At 66.6% G+C, this 14828-nt stretch carries 21 protein-coding genes; 17 read left to right on the top strand and 4 right to left on the bottom strand.

Going from position 1 to position 14828, the window contains the following annotated elements:
• The first annotated feature begins 1 nt into the window (after window position 1).
• The 9 genes from rplC (at window position 2) to KW83_RS05470 (ending at window position 5332) form a co-directional block, all read left to right on the top strand.
• Window positions 2–880 carry a 50S ribosomal protein L3 gene (rplC, locus tag KW83_RS05430; RefSeq protein WP_036175720.1) on the top strand — a complete coding sequence of 293 codons (879 nt, stop codon included), beginning with the start codon at window positions 2–4 and terminating at the stop codon, window positions 878–880.
• Window positions 877–1497: a 50S ribosomal protein L4 gene (gene rplD / locus KW83_RS05435; RefSeq protein ID WP_036175723.1), complete on the top strand. Its 621-nt coding sequence runs from the start codon at window positions 877–879 to the stop codon at window positions 1495–1497. The genes rplC and rplD overlap by 4 nt, the downstream gene beginning before the upstream one ends.
• Complete coding sequence (locus tag KW83_RS05440) at window positions 1494–1790, top strand: 50S ribosomal protein L23 (protein WP_036175726.1); 297 nt, start codon at window positions 1494–1496, stop codon at window positions 1788–1790. Before rplD ends, KW83_RS05440 begins: the two co-directional genes overlap by 4 nt.
• Before the next feature lie 124 nt (window positions 1791–1914).
• Window positions 1915–2757, top strand: a complete 843-nt coding sequence (gene rplB / locus KW83_RS05445) for a 50S ribosomal protein L2 (protein ID WP_036175729.1) — start codon at window positions 1915–1917, stop codon at window positions 2755–2757.
• A gap of 3 nt (window positions 2758–2760) precedes the next feature.
• Complete coding sequence (gene rpsS / locus KW83_RS05450) at window positions 2761–3039, top strand: 30S ribosomal protein S19 (RefSeq protein WP_036175732.1); 279 nt, start codon at window positions 2761–2763, stop codon at window positions 3037–3039.
• 3 nt (window positions 3040–3042) lie between these two features.
• Window positions 3043–3423 carry a 50S ribosomal protein L22 gene (rplV, locus tag KW83_RS05455; RefSeq protein WP_036175735.1) on the top strand — a complete coding sequence of 127 codons (381 nt, stop codon included), beginning with the start codon at window positions 3043–3045 and terminating at the stop codon, window positions 3421–3423.
• On the top strand, window positions 3423–4124 hold the full coding sequence (rpsC, locus tag KW83_RS05460) for a 30S ribosomal protein S3 (RefSeq protein ID WP_036175737.1): 702 nt from the start codon (window positions 3423–3425) through the stop codon (window positions 4122–4124). Before rplV ends, rpsC begins: the two co-directional genes overlap by 1 nt.
• Window positions 4125–4137: 13 nt before the next feature.
• Entirely contained in the window at window positions 4138–4551 is a 414-nt protein-coding gene (gene rplP, locus KW83_RS05465; RefSeq protein WP_036175739.1) for a 50S ribosomal protein L16, read from the top strand.
• A 166-nt stretch (window positions 4552–4717) separates the two neighbouring features.
• Entirely contained in the window at window positions 4718–5332 is a 615-nt protein-coding gene (locus KW83_RS05470) for a TIGR02466 family protein (protein WP_036175741.1), read from the top strand.
• Window positions 5333–5362: 30 nt separating this feature from the next.
• Here the strand turns inward: KW83_RS05470 and KW83_RS05475 are convergent, their stop codons facing one another.
• Complete coding sequence (locus KW83_RS05475) at window positions 5363–5998, bottom strand: ribonuclease T2 family protein (RefSeq protein WP_036175742.1); 636 nt, start codon at window positions 5996–5998, stop codon at window positions 5363–5365.
• Window positions 5999–6139: 141 nt separating this feature from the next.
• On the opposite strand from KW83_RS05475, the gene KW83_RS05480 reads away from it, so the two are divergent.
• The 8 genes from KW83_RS05480 to recO all read left to right on the top strand — a co-directional run bounded on the left by KW83_RS05480 (window position 6140) and on the right by recO (window position 11689).
• Window positions 6140–6901: a DUF1013 domain-containing protein gene (locus tag KW83_RS05480; RefSeq protein WP_036175746.1), complete on the top strand. Its 762-nt coding sequence runs from the start codon at window positions 6140–6142 to the stop codon at window positions 6899–6901.
• Window positions 6902–7137: 236 nt separating this feature from the next.
• Entirely contained in the window at window positions 7138–7539 is a 402-nt protein-coding gene (gene acpS, locus KW83_RS05485) for a holo-ACP synthase (RefSeq protein ID WP_036175749.1), read from the top strand.
• Between the two features lie 80 nt (window positions 7540–7619).
• On the top strand, window positions 7620–8108 hold the full coding sequence (locus KW83_RS19030) for a nucleoside deaminase (protein WP_161785455.1): 489 nt from the start codon (window positions 7620–7622) through the stop codon (window positions 8106–8108).
• Between the two features lie 54 nt (window positions 8109–8162).
• A complete protein-coding gene (lepB, locus tag KW83_RS05495; RefSeq protein WP_036175752.1) occupies window positions 8163–8948 on the top strand; it encodes a signal peptidase I in 786 nt (261 codons plus the stop codon).
• The gene (rnc, locus tag KW83_RS05500; RefSeq protein WP_036175755.1) at window positions 8945–9637 is read left to right on the top strand and encodes a ribonuclease III; all 693 of its coding nucleotides are present in this window, start codon (window positions 8945–8947) and stop codon (window positions 9635–9637) included. The genes lepB and rnc overlap by 4 nt, the downstream gene beginning before the upstream one ends.
• Window positions 9638–9709: 72 nt before the next feature.
• Window positions 9710–10612, top strand: a complete 903-nt coding sequence (gene era, locus KW83_RS05505; protein WP_036175758.1) for a GTPase Era — start codon at window positions 9710–9712, stop codon at window positions 10610–10612.
• 8 nt (window positions 10613–10620) lie between these two features.
• Window positions 10621–10950 (top strand): DUF1491 family protein, encoded by a 330-nt coding sequence (locus KW83_RS05510; protein ID WP_036175761.1) that lies wholly within the window; start codon window positions 10621–10623, stop codon window positions 10948–10950.
• A 13-nt stretch (window positions 10951–10963) separates the two neighbouring features.
• Window positions 10964–11689, top strand: coding sequence for a DNA repair protein RecO (recO, locus tag KW83_RS05515; RefSeq protein WP_200879657.1), 726 nt, complete (start codon window positions 10964–10966; stop codon window positions 11687–11689).
• A 245-nt stretch (window positions 11690–11934) separates the two neighbouring features.
• Here the strand turns inward: recO and KW83_RS05520 are convergent, their stop codons facing one another.
• From KW83_RS05520 to KW83_RS05530, 3 genes are all read right to left on the bottom strand, one after another.
• Complete coding sequence (locus tag KW83_RS05520; RefSeq protein ID WP_036175764.1) at window positions 11935–14214, bottom strand: NADP-dependent malic enzyme; 2280 nt, start codon at window positions 14212–14214, stop codon at window positions 11935–11937.
• Between the two features lie 56 nt (window positions 14215–14270).
• Entirely contained in the window at window positions 14271–14489 is a 219-nt protein-coding gene (locus KW83_RS05525) for a DUF3072 domain-containing protein (protein WP_036175767.1), read from the bottom strand.
• A 63-nt stretch (window positions 14490–14552) separates the two neighbouring features.
• Window positions 14553–14777, bottom strand: coding sequence for a DUF3072 domain-containing protein (locus tag KW83_RS05530; RefSeq protein ID WP_036175770.1), 225 nt, complete (start codon window positions 14775–14777; stop codon window positions 14553–14555).
• Between the last annotated feature and the right edge of the window lie 51 nt (window positions 14778–14828).

Below are 14828 nucleotides of genomic sequence, written 5' to 3' on the forward strand. Positions count from 1 at the left end.
CATGCTGCGTTCAGGTGTGATCGCCAAGAAGATCGGCATGACCCGGATCTTCCAGGACGACGGCCGGCAAGTGCCCGTCACCGTCCTGCAACTCGACAAGCTGCAGGTCGTCGCCCAGCGCACGGCAGAGCAACATGGCTATACCGCCGTGCAACTGGGTGCCGGCAACGCCAAGCCCAAGAACGTGTCCAAGGCGATGCGCGGTCACTTCGCCATCGCCAAGGTCGAGCCGAAGCGCCGCATCGCGGAATTCCGGGTCGCCCCGGAGAACCTGATCGACGTGGGTGAGGAAATCACCGCGAACCACTATTTCGCAGGTCAATTCGTGGACGTGTCCGGCACCTCGATCGGCAAGGGCTTTGCCGGCGCGATGAAGCGGCACAATTTCGCGGGTCTGCGTGCCTCCCACGGCGTGTCGATCAGCCACCGTTCGCATGGCTCCACCGGCCAGTGCCAGGATCCCGGCAAGGTCTTCAAGGGCAAGAAGATGGCCGGTCACATGGGCGCTGCCCGGGTGACCACGCAGAACCTGCAGGTCGTCAAGACCGATGCCGACCGGGGCCTGATCATGGTCAAGGGCGCGGTCCCCGGATCCAAGGGCGGCTGGGTCACGATCAAGGATGCGGTCAAGAAGCCGGCGCCAGAGGGTCTGATCTATCCCGCCGCGTTGAAGTCCGCGGCCGAGGAAGCGGAGCGCGCCGCGCAGGCCGCCGCCGAGGACGCCGCCGCCGCGGAGGCCGCGGAGCAGGAGCGCCTGGCCGCCGAGCAGGCCGCCCAGGAGGCCGAGGCCCTGAAGGCCGCCAAGGAAGAGATCGCTTCCGAGGGGGCTGAGACGGATAATTCCGATGCCGCGCCCGAGAAGAAGGAAGGTGACGAATGAAAACCGATGTCCTGACGCTCGACGGCGGCAAAAACGGGTCCGTGGATCTGAACGAAGAGATCTTCGGCCTGGAGCCGCGCGTCGACATCCTGCACCGCGTCGTCCGCTGGCAGCGCAACAACGCCCAGCAGGGAACGCATAAGGTCAAGACCCGCTCTGAGGTCAGCTATTCGACCAAGAAGATCTATCGCCAGAAAGGCACCGGCGGCGCCCGCCACGGCGCCCGCTCTGCGCCGATCTTTCGCGGCGGCGGCATCTACAAGGGTCCGGTTCCGCGCAGCCACGGCCATGAGCTGACCAAGAAGTTCCGCAAGCTGGGCCTGCGCCACGCGCTGTCGGCCAAGGCCAAGGAAGGCAATCTGGTCATCCTGGAGGCTGCCGAACTGGCGGAAGCCAAGACCAAGATGCTGTCGTCCAAGCTCCGCGAGCTGGGCTGGAGGCGCACGCTGGTGATCGACGGGGCCGAGGTGAACGACAACTTCGCCCGCGCCGCGCGCAATATCGAGGGCATCGACGTGCTGCCGTCCATGGGTGCTAACGTCTACGACATCCTGCGCCGTGACACGCTCGTGATCACCAAGGCCGGGATCGAAGCTCTGGAGGCTCGACTGAAATGAGCGCGAAGACCGAACATTACGACGTGATCCGCAAGCCGATCATCACCGAGAAGGCGACAATGGCGTCCGAGAACGGCGCCGTCGTATTCGAAGTGGCCAAGGACGCGACAAAGCCCGCCATCAGGGAGGCCGTCGAAGCGCTCTTCGGGGTCAAGGTGAAGGCGGTGAACACCTCCATCACCAAGGGCAAGGTCAAGCGGTTCCGGGGCATCATGGGCCGGCGCAGATCGGTCAAGAAGGCCTACGTGACCCTCGAAGAGGGCAACACGATTGACGTCACGACGGGTCTGTAATAGCTGACCCGTTCTGCGGCCCCGGACCACTTTGGGGCCGCGTATCTCACTGATCCGGGACCTACGGGGCCCTTAAATTGCGGCGGGACCGACCCGTCGCCACAATCAACGGAAGACAGAAAGCATGGCACTCAAGTCGTATAAGCCGACGACGCCGGGCCAGCGCGGGCTGGTGCTGATCGACCGTTCGGAGCTGTGGAAAGGCCGTCCAGTCAAGGCCCTCACCGAGGGTCTGAGCCAGCACGGGGGCCGGAACAACACCGGACGAATCACGATGCGCCGCCGCGGCGGCGGGGCGAAGCGTCTCTATCGTATCGTGGACTTCAAGCGCACCAAACATGATGTCGAAGCCGTCGTGGTTCGGATCGAATACGACCCGAACCGTACGGCTTTCATTGCGCTGATCCAGTATGCGGATGGCGAGCAGCGCTATATCCTGGCGCCGCAAAGGCTGACAGTCGGCGACAAGATCGTTTCCGGCGCGAGGGTCGACGTAAAGCCCGGCAACGCGATGCCGTTCTCGGGGATGCCGATCGGCACGATCGTCCACAACATCGAGCTGAAGCCCGGCAAGGGCGGCCAGATCGCGCGGGCCGCGGGCACCTACGCCCAGTTCGTCGGACGCGACGGCGGCTACGCCCAGATCCGTCTGTCGAGCGGAGAGCTTCGGCTGGTCCGGCAGGAATGCATGGCGACGGTCGGCGCGGTGTCGAATCCCGACAACTCGAACCAGAACATCGGCAAGGCGGGCCGCAACCGGCACAATGGCATCCGCCCGTCGGTCCGCGGCGTGGTCATGAACCCGGTCGATCACCCCCACGGCGGTGGCGAAGGCCGGACCAGCGGTGGCCGCCACCCGGTGACGCCCTGGGGCAAGCCCACCAAGGGCGCCCGCACCCGCAACACCAACAAGGCGTCGCAGAAGCTCATCGTGCGCTCGCGTCACGCCCGCAAGAAAGGCCGGTAAGACATGTCACGTTCCGTCTGGAAAGGGCCTTTCGTGGACGCCTACGTCCTCAAGAAGGCCGAGAAGTCCCGCGAGTCGGGCCGCAACGAGGTCATCAAGATCTGGTCGCGCCGTTCCACCATCCTGCCGCAGTTCGTTGGCCTCACCTTTGGGGTCTACAACGGGAAGAAGCACATCCCGGTGAACGTGTCCGAAGAGATGATCGGCCAGAAGTTCGGCGAATACTCTCCGACGCGGACCTATTACGGTCATGCGGCCGACAAGAAAGCCAAGAGGAAGTAAGCCATGGGCAAGGACAACAATCCCCGCCGCGTGGCCGAAAACGAGGCGATGGCGAAGACGCGGATGCTCCGCACCTCTCCGCAGAAGCTGAACCTCGTGGCCGGTCTGATCCGCGGCAAGAAGGTCGATCGTGCGCTGCAGGATCTGACCTTCTCCAAGAAACGTATCGCCGCCGACGTGAAGAAGTGCCTTCAGTCGGCCATCGCGAATGCCGAGAACAACCACAACCTCGACGTGGACGAGTTGGTCGTCGCCGAGGCCTATGTCGGCAAGAACCTGACGCTCAAGCGGGGCCGTCCGCGGGCGCGCGGCCGGTTCGGGCGCATCGTAAAGCCGTTCTCGGAAATCACCATCAAGGTCCGCCAGGTCGAGGAGCAAGTCTGATGGGTAACAAAGTCAACCCGATCGGCATGCGGCTCCAGGTCAACCGGACCTGGGACAGCCGCTGGTACGCCGACACCAAGGATTACGGTGATCTTCTTTTGGAGGACATCCGGATCCGCGAATTCATCAAGGAAGAGTGCAAGGCCGCGGGGATCTCCCGCGTCATCATCGAGCGTCCGCACCGCAAGTGCCGCGTGACCATCCACACGGCCCGTCCCGGCGTCATCATCGGCAAGAAGGGCGCGGATATCGAGACGCTGCGCAAGAAGCTCGCCTCGATGACCGACAGCGAACTGCATCTTAACGTCGTCGAGGTCCGCAAGCCGGAGCTCGACGCCGTTCTAGTGGGCGAAAGCATCGCCCAGCAGCTTGAACGCCGGGTGTCCTTCCGCCGCGCCATGAAGCGGTCGGTCCAGAACGCCATGCGCATGGGCGCGCTCGGCATCCGGGTGAACCTTGCGGGTCGTCTCGGCGGCGCCGAGATCGCGCGGACCGAGTGGTACCGCGAGGGCCGGGTGCCGCTGCACACGCTGCGCGCGGACATCGACCACGCCACGGTTGAGGCCAAGACGGCCTACGGCATCATCGGGATCAAGGTCTGGATCTTCAAGGGCGAGATCCTCGAGCACGATCCGCAGGCCCGCGACCGCCGCGCCCAGGAACTTCAAGACGGTCCCGCCCCGCGCGGCGGCCGGCGTTAAGGAGAGCTGAGACATGCTGCAACCGAAGCGCACCAAATTCCGCAAGATGCACAAGGGCCGCATCCACGGCGAGGCGAAAGGCGGGTCCGACCTGAACTTCGGCTCCTGGGGGCTCAAGGCGATTGAGCCCGAGCGCATCACCGCCCGCCAGATCGAGGCGGCACGCCGCGCCATGACGCGCCAGATGAAGCGTCAGGGCCGGGTCTGGATCAGGATCTTTCCCGACGTGCCCGTGACTGCCAAGCCGATCGAGGTGCGCATGGGCAAGGGCAAGGGTTCTGTCGATCGCTGGACCGCCAAGGTCAAGCCCGGCCGGGTGATGTTCGAACTCGACGGGGTGACCGATGCGGTGGCGCGTGAGGCGCTGCGCCTTGCCGCGATGAAGCTGCCGATCAAGACGCGCGTCGTCGCCCGGGAAGACTGGTAGATCGCTGCCCGTGCGGCGAAACCCCTCTTGACTGATCGCATGAGGGCAGGGGGAAACCTCTGCCCTTTGCGCATGTCGCCGCGCTTCTATCGGGGCGTATGAGTTTTCTGCGAGAATTCCGCACGGTGCATCCGTGCTGCTTGTCGCAATGGCATAGGGCCCGGTCATGGCAGTGACATCCCTCTTCGTGACCCGCCTCTATCGGGGCCATCTTTCCGACCACGGGCAACTGGACGCGCAAGAGCTGGAACGTTCCTGTATCGCCATCGCGGAGGATGACGCGGCTGGCCAGGACTGGTGTGAGGCGAACGGCTATCCGGGCTACACCAGCTATGCGTCCCTGAGCGACCTGCCGTGGCGGTTCCCGATCTTCGCCGATCTGGTGAAGATCCTGGATGCCCATGTCACAGCCTTCGCCGCCGAACTTGCGTTCGATCTTGGGGACGGGCGGCTGGAACTGGAGGATCTGTGGATCAACATCTTGCCGGAAGGCGGCAGCCATTCCGGCCATCTGCATCCGCATTCCGTCATTTCCGGCACCACCTATGTCGCGATGCCCGAAGGCGCGTCGGCGATCCGGTTCGAGGATCCGCGCCACCCGATGATGATGGCGGCGCCGCCCCGCAAGCCCGACGCGCCCGCGGATCTCAAGCCCTTCGTCTATATCGCGCCCGCCGTGGGCGAGGTGCTTCTGTGGGAGAGTTTCGTGCGCCATGAGGTTCCGCTAAACATGTCCGAGGATGAGCGGATCAGCGTCAGTTTCAACTACAAGTGGGTCTGATCGCGATCGGACCGCGCCCCAACGGGCGGCTCACCGGACCGGGTCGAGAAGCGCGTCGGTCATCGCGCAGTCCCGCACGACATCGGGGCCGCAGCGGATCGGTGTCAGGTCGTCGCGGCTGAGGCAGATCCGTGCCTCCTGGATGCGACCCGCCTTGCAGGTAATGGTGATCGCGTCGGGGGAAAGGGCCGGATTGTCGGCAAGGAAGGCCTGTTCCACCACCCGTGCCGGTAGCCGAACCGGGTCGGGCAGGCGGCGCAGGACTTCAGGCCGGGCAACACCGTCGTAGGCGCGGCGGGCCAGGTCGAAATAGGCCCCGGCCTCCAGCCCGCTGCAGCGGCCGTGCTTCTTCCACTGGTACCAGGCGGCGCCAGACGCCCCCATGATGTCTGCCATGGCGCCGGTCTGGGCGCGGGACGGATCGCGCCCCGTGCCGGCGCAGTATTCGGGATATCCCCGGTCGTACTGCGGCCAGAGACCGTGCAGCACCCATCCCAGCGGCCGGTCGCATTGCGGCGCGTTCCGCGCCGTTCCTTCCAGCGCGCACCACGTCGGCGACCAGGAGAGGGCCAGCACGTAGTAGTCGAATGTGCCGGCGCGGTTCTGGGCCTGCGCGGGAAAGGATACCAGAACGAGGGCGGCAAGCTGGACGAAACGGCGCAACATTTGACTCTTCCCTTGCGGCGGCTGGGCGACTATATCGGCCCGGAGTTCCCCGACAATGCGAACTTGGCCCGGCTCCTCCGGGTCGGCCCGGAGCCCCGGGCCCCGGAGGCCCCATGTTCGCGAGACAAGGAGTGAGGACAGATGGCTGAGAAACCGATCATGGCCAAGGCCACCGCGGTCTGGCTGGTGGACAACACCACGCTCACCTTCAAGCAGGTGGCCGATTTCTGCGGGCTGCATGAATTGGAGGTCCAGGGCATCGCGGATGGCGATGTCGCCACGGGGGTGAAGGGATTCGATCCGATCGCCAACAACCAGCTGACCCAGGATGAGATCGACCGCGCCGAAAAGGACGCGGCCCACAAGCTGCGGCTGAAGTTCAACCCCGCCGCCGTCGGCGAGGAAAAGCGCCGCGGTCCGCGCTACACGCCGTTGTCCAAGCGCCAGGACCGCCCCGCCGCGATCCTGTGGCTGGTGAAGTTCCACCCCGAGCTGGCCGATGCGCAGATCTCCAAGCTGGTCGGCACCACGAAGCCGACCATCCAGTCGATCCGCGAGCGGACGCATTGGAACATCAACAGTCTGGAGCCCGTCGATCCGGTGGCGCTGGGCCTTTGCAAGCAGTCCGAACTGGACCTTGCCGTTCAGAAAGCCGCGGCCAAGAAGGCCAAGGACAGCCCGGTCATGTCCGACGATGAGCGGCGCAAGCTGGTCTCGACGGAGCAGAGCCTGTCCGGCGAGCCGGAGCCGAAGATGCCGTCCTCGATCTCGGGGCTGGAGACCTTTACCCTGTCCGACACCGGAGAGGAACTGGACGAAGAGGACACGCGCGACGTGAGCGACGCCGACAGCTTCTTCAACCTGCCCGACGACGACAACGACGCCGACGACGACAAGGGCTGACTGACGCCGCTGCGGATTGGCAACCTGCCCCTTCGGCGGCCAGGCTGCGTGGGTCTGCGCCCTGAGGGAGTGCACATGCGCCGCCTTCTTCCCGTTCGCTCTGCGCTCTTGGCGCGGCCGGCCAGCCTGCGCGTTTGCCGGGGCCCGGCGCGAACCCATCCGGCTGCGACGGCCGTCGGCGTTCCGCGGCGGGTCGCGGTCACCGTGAGCCGCGCAGCGCGCAGGGTGACTGCGGGATGATCCTGGGCATCGGTACCGATCTTGCCAATATCGACCGGATCGCCGCCACGCTGGAGCGGTTCGGCGACCGTTTCCGAAACCGCGTCTTCACCGATACCGAGCAGGCAAGGGCCGAACGACGCGCCGATACGCCGGGCACCTACGCCAAGCGCTGGGCCGCCAAGGAGGCGTGCTCGAAGGCGCTGGGGACCGGCCTCAGGATGGGCATCGCGTGGAAGGACATGGCGGTGCGCAACCTGCCCACAGGCCAGCCGGTGATGGAGGTGACGGGCTGGGCCGCGGACAGGCTGGCGCAGATGACCCCGCCGGGCCATGAGGCGATCATCCACGTTACCCTCACCGACGACCACCCCTGGGCGCAGGCCTTCGTCCTGATCGAGGCGCGACCGATTCGCTGACCGGGCGGGACAGGTTGCCGCGGGAACCTCCGGTCGCGACCCACGTTGGCGGCCGAATGAACGCAATCGGACGGCATCCCATGAAAGACACCGGCAACACGGAACCGACCAGCGCAGAACTGGGCGCGCTCGGACATGCCATTCGCCGCGCGCTCGAACTGGCCGAAAGCCACGACGACCGCGCGCCCATCGTCGCCGCTGTGCTGATCGGCGATGAGGTTGTTGCCTGGGGCGACAATGAGGTGCATGTGGACAAGGATCCGTCGCGCCACGCCGAGATCGTGGCCATGGCACATGCCGCCGGCGACCGTCCCGAGGGGGGCCTGAAAGGCGCCACCGTCATCACGACGCTGCAACCTTGCGAGATGTGCCTTGGCGCCATGGGTATGGCGGGCATCGAACGGGTGGTGTTCGCCGCCGGCCGCGACGCCGTGAAAGAGGGCTATTTCGCCTATCCGGGCCTGTTTCTGGCCGATTTCATGCAGGCCGCGCGGCATCCGATCGAATTCCTTGGACCGGTGATGGAGGCCGACGTGCTGCGTCTGTACGCGCCCTCAGGGCAGGATTGACACTGCCGTGCCCGCCCCGCATCTAGGCGCGGCATCAGGCGGGAGAGCGCGGCCATGGCCAAGGGCGAAGACAAGGGCGGCATCGTCGAGACCATCAAGACCGTGGTCTATGCGCTGCTGATCGCGGGTGTGTTCCGCACCCTCTTCTTCCAGCCGTTCTGGATCCCCTCGGGGTCGATGAAGGATACGTTGCTGGTCGGCGATTTCCTTTTCGTCAACAAGATGGCCTATGGCTATTCCCAGTATTCCTGTCCGTTTTCGCTTTGCACCTTCATCGACGGCCGTTGGCTGGGGTCGCAGCCCGACCGCGGCGACGTCGTGGTGTTCCGCCATCCGGTAACCGGATCGGATTTCATCAAGCGGCTGATCGGTCTGCCGGGCGACCGCATCCAGGTGCGCGGCGGCGTCCTCTACATCAACGGTGAGGAAGCCCCCCAGGAGCCGGCCGGGACCTTCGTCGAGACCTTCGAGAAACAGGGACCGGTCGGCAATCTGCCCCAATGCGAGAACGCCGGCGCGGCGCTGGGCACCGACTGCCTGAAGTCGCGCTTCATCGAGACGTTGCCGGGCGGGGTCAGCCACGACATCCTGAACGTGCGGACCTCACGTCTGGACGACACGCCGGTCTATACGGTGCCGGAAGGCAACTACTTCTTCATGGGCGACAACCGGGACAATTCCACCGACAGCCGTGTCAGCCAGAACGCCATGGGCGTCGGGTTCGTCCCGTTCGAGAACCTGATCGGGCGGGCCGACCGGGTGATATTTTCCTCTGCGGGAAAGTCGATGCTGTTCTTCTGGACTTGGCGTCCTGATCGGTTCTTCGAGAAGATCGTGTGAAGCTGACGGCCGAGCAAAGCGCCTTTGGCCGGCGGCTCGGCCATGATTTCTCACGGCCCGAACTGCTGCTCAGGGCATTGACCCATGGCTCCATCGCCTCCACCACCCGGCCGGACAACCAGCGGCTGGAATTCCTGGGCGACCGGGTGCTTGGTCTGGTCATGGCAGAGGCTCTGCTGCGGGCCGATCCCGACGCGGCGGAGGGTCAGCTCGCCCCGCGCTTCAACGCGCTGGTGCGCAAGGAAACCTGCGCGGAGGTCGCGCGCGACATCGGATTGGGTGACGTGCTCCGGCTGGGCCGGTCCGAGATGATGTCGGGCGGGCGCCGCAAGGAGGCCCTTCTGGGCGATGCCATGGAGGCGGTCATCGCCGCGGTGTACCGCGACGGCGGGTTCGAGGCGGCGCGGGACTGCATCCTGCGACTCTGGGGATCGCGGATCGCGCGGGTCGAAGCCGACGCCCGCGACCCCAAGACCGCGCTTCAGGAATGGGCGCAGGCGCGCGGGCTGGCGCCGCCGGATTACGTGGAGCTTGCCAGGCGCGGACCCGACCACGCGCCGGAATTCACCATAGAGGCGCGGCTGTCTTCGGGCCGGACCGCGACGGCCCGGGCGACGTCCAAGCGAGAGGCCCAGCAAGGTGCAGCGCGTGCGCTGCTTGAGAGCCTGGGCGGCGATGAAGATCCGTGAGGGACGCGCGCACTGGCCAGCGAAGCACCGCTCGGCTAGAACCCGGAGCCTGGCTGCCAGAGGAGTCGTTCCATGACCACACGCGCCGGTTTCGTCGCCCTGATCGGTGAGCCCAACGCAGGCAAATCCACCCTGCTGAACCGGATGGTGGGGGCCAAGGTCTCCATCGTCACCCACAAGGTGCAGACGACGCGTGCCCGGATCCGCGGGGTCGCCATGGAGGGCGACGCGCAGCTGGTGTTCGTGGATACGCCCGGCCTGTTCGCGCCGCGCCGCAGGCTGGACCGTGCCATGGTCGCGGCGGCCTGGGGCGGGGCCGCGGATGCCGACATCGTGGTGCTGCTGGTCGAGGCGCACCGCGGCCTGACCGAGGGGGTCGAGGCGATCCTCGACAGCCTGGAGGAACGCGGGGCGACCGGCGTGATCCTGGCGATCAACAAGATCGACCGGGTCGAGGCGCGGACCCTTCTGGCGCTGTCCAAGGCGCTGAACGACCGGTTCGCCTTTGCCGAGACGTTCATGATCTCGGCCGAGAAGGGACACGGGGTGGAGGATCTGCGCCGCGCTCTGGCCGGGATGCTGCCGGAGGGGCCTTGGCTCTATCCTGAGGACCAGATCGCCGATCTGCCGATGCGGATGATCGCCGCCGAGATCACCCGCGAGAAACTGACGCTGCGGCTCCATCAGGAACTGCCCTACCAGTTGACCGTGGAAACGGAGAGTTGGGAGGAACGCGACGATGGTTCCGCCCGTATAGACCAGATCGTCTACGTGATCCGGGACGGCCACAAGGGCATCCTTCTGGGCAAGAAGGGTGAGACGATCAAGGCCGTCAGCCAGGCCGCGCGCGAGGAACTGGCCGCGTTCCTGGGCCGCAAGATCCACCTGTTTTTGCAGGTCAAGGTCCGTCCCGGCTGGCTGGAGGAGGCCGAGCGCTATTCGGAGATCGGGCTGGACTTCAAGGACGGCGGCTGAGGGGCCCGATGGCGCGGTTGGCAAGCGGGATCTGGGTGGCGGCCTATCTGCGCCGGCTGCAGACGGCCGGCATCCCGGCCTATGTGATCGCACGCGGCGACGACACCGCCGGCGCCGTGGCCGTCAAGCTTGCCACGCTGGACGGGCGCGCGGTCGCATTCGCGCGGCGCTACGACTTCGAGTCCGACGCGACTGTCTGGGCGGAGTGGTCCGCGGGCGCCGAGGCGGAGGTCGATGCCGCCCTGCGCGCAGAGCGGTCGCGGGACCGGGACCTCTGGATCGTCGAGGTCGAGGACCGGCAGGGACGCACCCTCCTGGACCAGGAAGGGCTGGCATGAGAGCGGCCGCGCCGTGATCGAATGGCGCGAAGAGGGGATGGTGCTTGCCGTCCGGCGCCACGGCGAAAGCGATGCCATCGTCGAGGCCCTGACCCGCGACCACGGCCGCCACGCCGGTGTCGTGCGGGGCGGTGGCGGACGCCGGCTGGCCGCGCTGATGCAGCCCGGTGCGCAGCTTCAATTCGCGTGGCGCGCGCGGCTGGAGGACCACCTGGGCCATTATGCCGTCGATGCAGTTCGCAGCCGGGCCGGAGTGCTGGCCGATCCGCTGGCGCTGGCGGGGCTGACCTCGGTCACGTCGCTGCTGTCGTTCGTGCTGCCGGAGCGCGAGGCGCAGCCGGGACTCTATGAGGCGACGATGACGGTGGCGGATCTGATCGAGCACGGTGGCCATTGGCCGCTGGCCTATCTGCGCTGGGAAATGGGCCTCATCGACCGGCTGGGTTTCGGGCTGGATCTCAGCCGCTGTGCCGTCACCGGCAGCCGCGAGGATCTGGCCTATGTGTCGCCGCGGACCGGCCGGGCGGTGTCGCGCGCCGGTGCGGGCGGCTGGGCGGACCGGCTGCTGCCGCTGCCGCTCTGCATGCTGGGGCAGGGCCCGGCGGTCCCGGCAGAGATCGTCGCGGGCCTGCGCGTCACCGGGCATGTGCTCGGCACGCGGCTGGCACCTTCCCTGGGGGATCGGCCGATCCCCGCCGCGCGGGACCGTCTTGTGGCGCGCCTGTCCCGGCCGGCCTGAATCCGACTCGTTGCGCGTCGATTTCCGGCCAGCGCGGCGGGCTGCGCGATGCGATGATCGGGACAGGGCGGCGCATCCCGCGCGGCCCCTGGCGAAGGACCGATACCATGGGCGACAGGACGCCGAAGAAACCGAAGAAAGCCCCCAAGCCGAAGCCGAAGGCCGCCCCGGAGCCGACCCCGGCCCCCAAGGGCAAGCGCTGAGCCGGGCAGGGCGGCACCTCCCGGGCCGCCCGAACAAGCGTCTCAGCCGTAATGGGCGACGGGCGTGCCTGCGACGGCGGACATGTTCAGCAGGCCCCGCGCCGTGATCGACGACGTCACGATATGGGCGCGGTTGCCCATCCCCATGAGGATCGGGCCGACTTCCAGGCCTCCGGCCTTCATCTTGAGAATGTTGCGCACGCCCGATGCCGCGTCGGTATTGGCAAAGACCAGCACGTTCGCCGACCCGCTGAGGCGCGAATTGGGAAAGATCCGCTCGCGCACCCCCTGGTCGAGCGCGGCATCGGCGTGCATCTCGCCCTCATAGACGAAATCGCGCGGGGCGGCGTCCAGGATCTCCAGCGCCGCGCGCATCCTGACGCCCGTGTCGCAGTCGAAATTCCCGAACTGCGAATGGGAGCAGAGCGCGATCTTCGGCTCCACCCCGAAGCGGCGGACGTGGCGGGCGGCGGCGATGCAGGTCTCTGCGATCTGCTCGGGCGTTGGCTGCGGATGAACATGTGTATCGGCCACGAAGAGCGGCCCGTCTTCCAGGATCATCAACGACAGGGCGCCTATCGGGTGGCACTCCTTTGTCGAAAGCACCTGTGAGATGTAGTTGAGGTGCCAGAGATACTGACCGAACGTGCCGCAGACCATCGAATCCGCCTCCTCCCGGTACACCATCACGGCGCCGATGGCGGTGGTATTGGTGCGCATGATCGCCTTGGCGATGTCGGGGGTCACGCCCTTGCGCTGCATGATCTCATGATAGGTGTTCCAGTAGTCGCGATAGCGGGGATCGTTGTCGGGGGACACGATCTCAAAGTCGCGGTCGGGACGGATGGCAAGTCCCGCGCGTTCGGCCCTGAGCGCGATGACCTCCGGACGGCCGATCAGGATCGGCTTGTCGGTGGTCTCTTCCAGCATGGCGTTGGCGGCGCGCAGGACGCGCTCATCCTCGCCCTCGGCGAAGACGATGCGGCGCGTGGCGGTGGCCGCGGCCTCGAACACGGGGCGCATGATGAAGGACGACCGGAACACGCTGGCGTCGAGCTTGCGCTTGTAGGCGGCCAGGTCCTCGATCGGGCGCTCGGCGACGCCGGTCTCGCCGGCGGCGCGGGCGACGGCGGTGGCGACGACGCCCATCAGCCGCGGATCGAACGGCTTGGGGATCAGATAGTCCGGTCCGAAGGTCATCTGCTCGCCCTGGTAGGCGGCTGCCGCCTCGGCGGAGGTGGTGCGCCGGGCCAATTCGGCGATGCCCTCGACGCAGGCCACCTTCATCTCATCGTTGATCGTGCGGGCGCCGGCATCCAGCGCCCCGCGGAAGATGAACGGAAAGCAGAGCACGTTGTTGACCTGGTTTGGAAAGTCGGACCGTCCCGTGGCGATCAGCGCGTTCGGCGCGACCTTGCGGGCCTCCTCCGGGTCGATCTCCGGGCTGGGATTTGCAAGGGCAAAGATGATCGGCGCCGACGCCATCCGCGCCACCATCGCCGGTATCAGCACGCCCGGCCCGGAAAGGCCCAGGAACAGGTCCGCGCCGTCGATCACGTCGTCCAGCGTCCGTGCGCCGCCGGGTTGGGCATAGGCCGCCTTCTGCTCGGTCATGCCGGTCTGGCGCCCCTCGTGGACCAGGCCGTCCAGATCGCAGAGCCAGACATTCGCGCGCTGTACCCCGAGGGTGAGGAGCATGTCGAGACAGGCGATCCCGGCCGCGCCGCCGCCGGTCGACACGACCTTGATGTCGGCGAAGTCCTTCCCGGCCACCCGCAGCGCGTTCGTCGCGGCGGCACCCACCACGATGGCGGTTCCGTGCTGGTCGTCGTGGAACACCGGTATATTCATCCGCTCGCGGCAGATGCGCTCGACGACGAAGCAATCGGGGGCCTTGATGTCCTCCAGGTTGATGGCGCCGAAGGTGGGTTCCAGCGCGCAGACGATCTCTGCCAGTTTTTCGGGGTCGCTTTCCTCCAGCTCGATATCGAAACAGTCGATATTGGCGAATTTCTTGAAGAGGACCGCCTTGCCTTCCATCACGGGCTTTGACGCCAGCGCGCCGATGTCGCCCAGGCCCAGGACCGCGGTGCCGTTCGTCACGACTCCGACAAGGTTGCCGCGTGCGGTGTAATCGCGCGCGGATTGCGGATCACGCTCGATCTCCGTGCACGCGTCGGCCACCCCGGGGGAATAGGCGCGCGACAGGTCGCGCGCGTTCGCCAGCGGCTTGGTCGCGCGGATCTCCAGCTTGCCGGGCTTGGGATGGCGATGATAATTCAGCGCGGCCTCTCGCAAGGCTGCCTTCTTCTCGTCGCTCATGCCCGGTCTCCTCCCGCTGCGCCGATCCGCCACAGCCGAAGGGATACAGAAGCCGGTCAGCCGCGGCCAGTGCGCTCTTGCAGCGCGTCGATCCGGCGAGAGGCATCGGCCTTGCTGAGGTCGGGGTCGAAGGGTTCTCCGGCCTCCTCGCACAGGGTCTTGAGATAAGAGGCCTGCGCACCGGTCATGCGCTCGTCCCCGGTCACCCAGTCGTCCACGGGCTTGTCGGCGTTCGACGGGGCGTCGGTCTTGGGGTCGGTCAGATCATCGGACATTTATATGTTCCCATTTCGTTCCGATGAGCAACACCGCTGGGAAGGAAAGGGTTCCCGCGGCGATCATGCGCGCTCCAATGCCGCGATCCGGTCGTCGGCCTGCGACCTGGTGAGGTTGCCGTCGAACGCCTCATCGTGCTTTTCGCACAGATCTCTCAGCCTTGCGGCCTGGACCTCTGTCATCGGCTCGTCCCCGGCCGCGGCCTCATCGCCGCCCACGACGGCACCTCCGACCGGGAAACCGGCGGCGGGAGGGGCCTGGTTGGCGGGTTTGTCTTCGTCGGACATCACGCGTCTCCTTTCGGGGATCAATGACCGGAACGGCCCGTCGGTTCCCGC

Source organism: Palleronia rufa, from assembly GCF_000743715.1.
Lineage (GTDB): Bacteria > Pseudomonadota > Alphaproteobacteria > Rhodobacterales > Rhodobacteraceae > Palleronia > Palleronia rufa.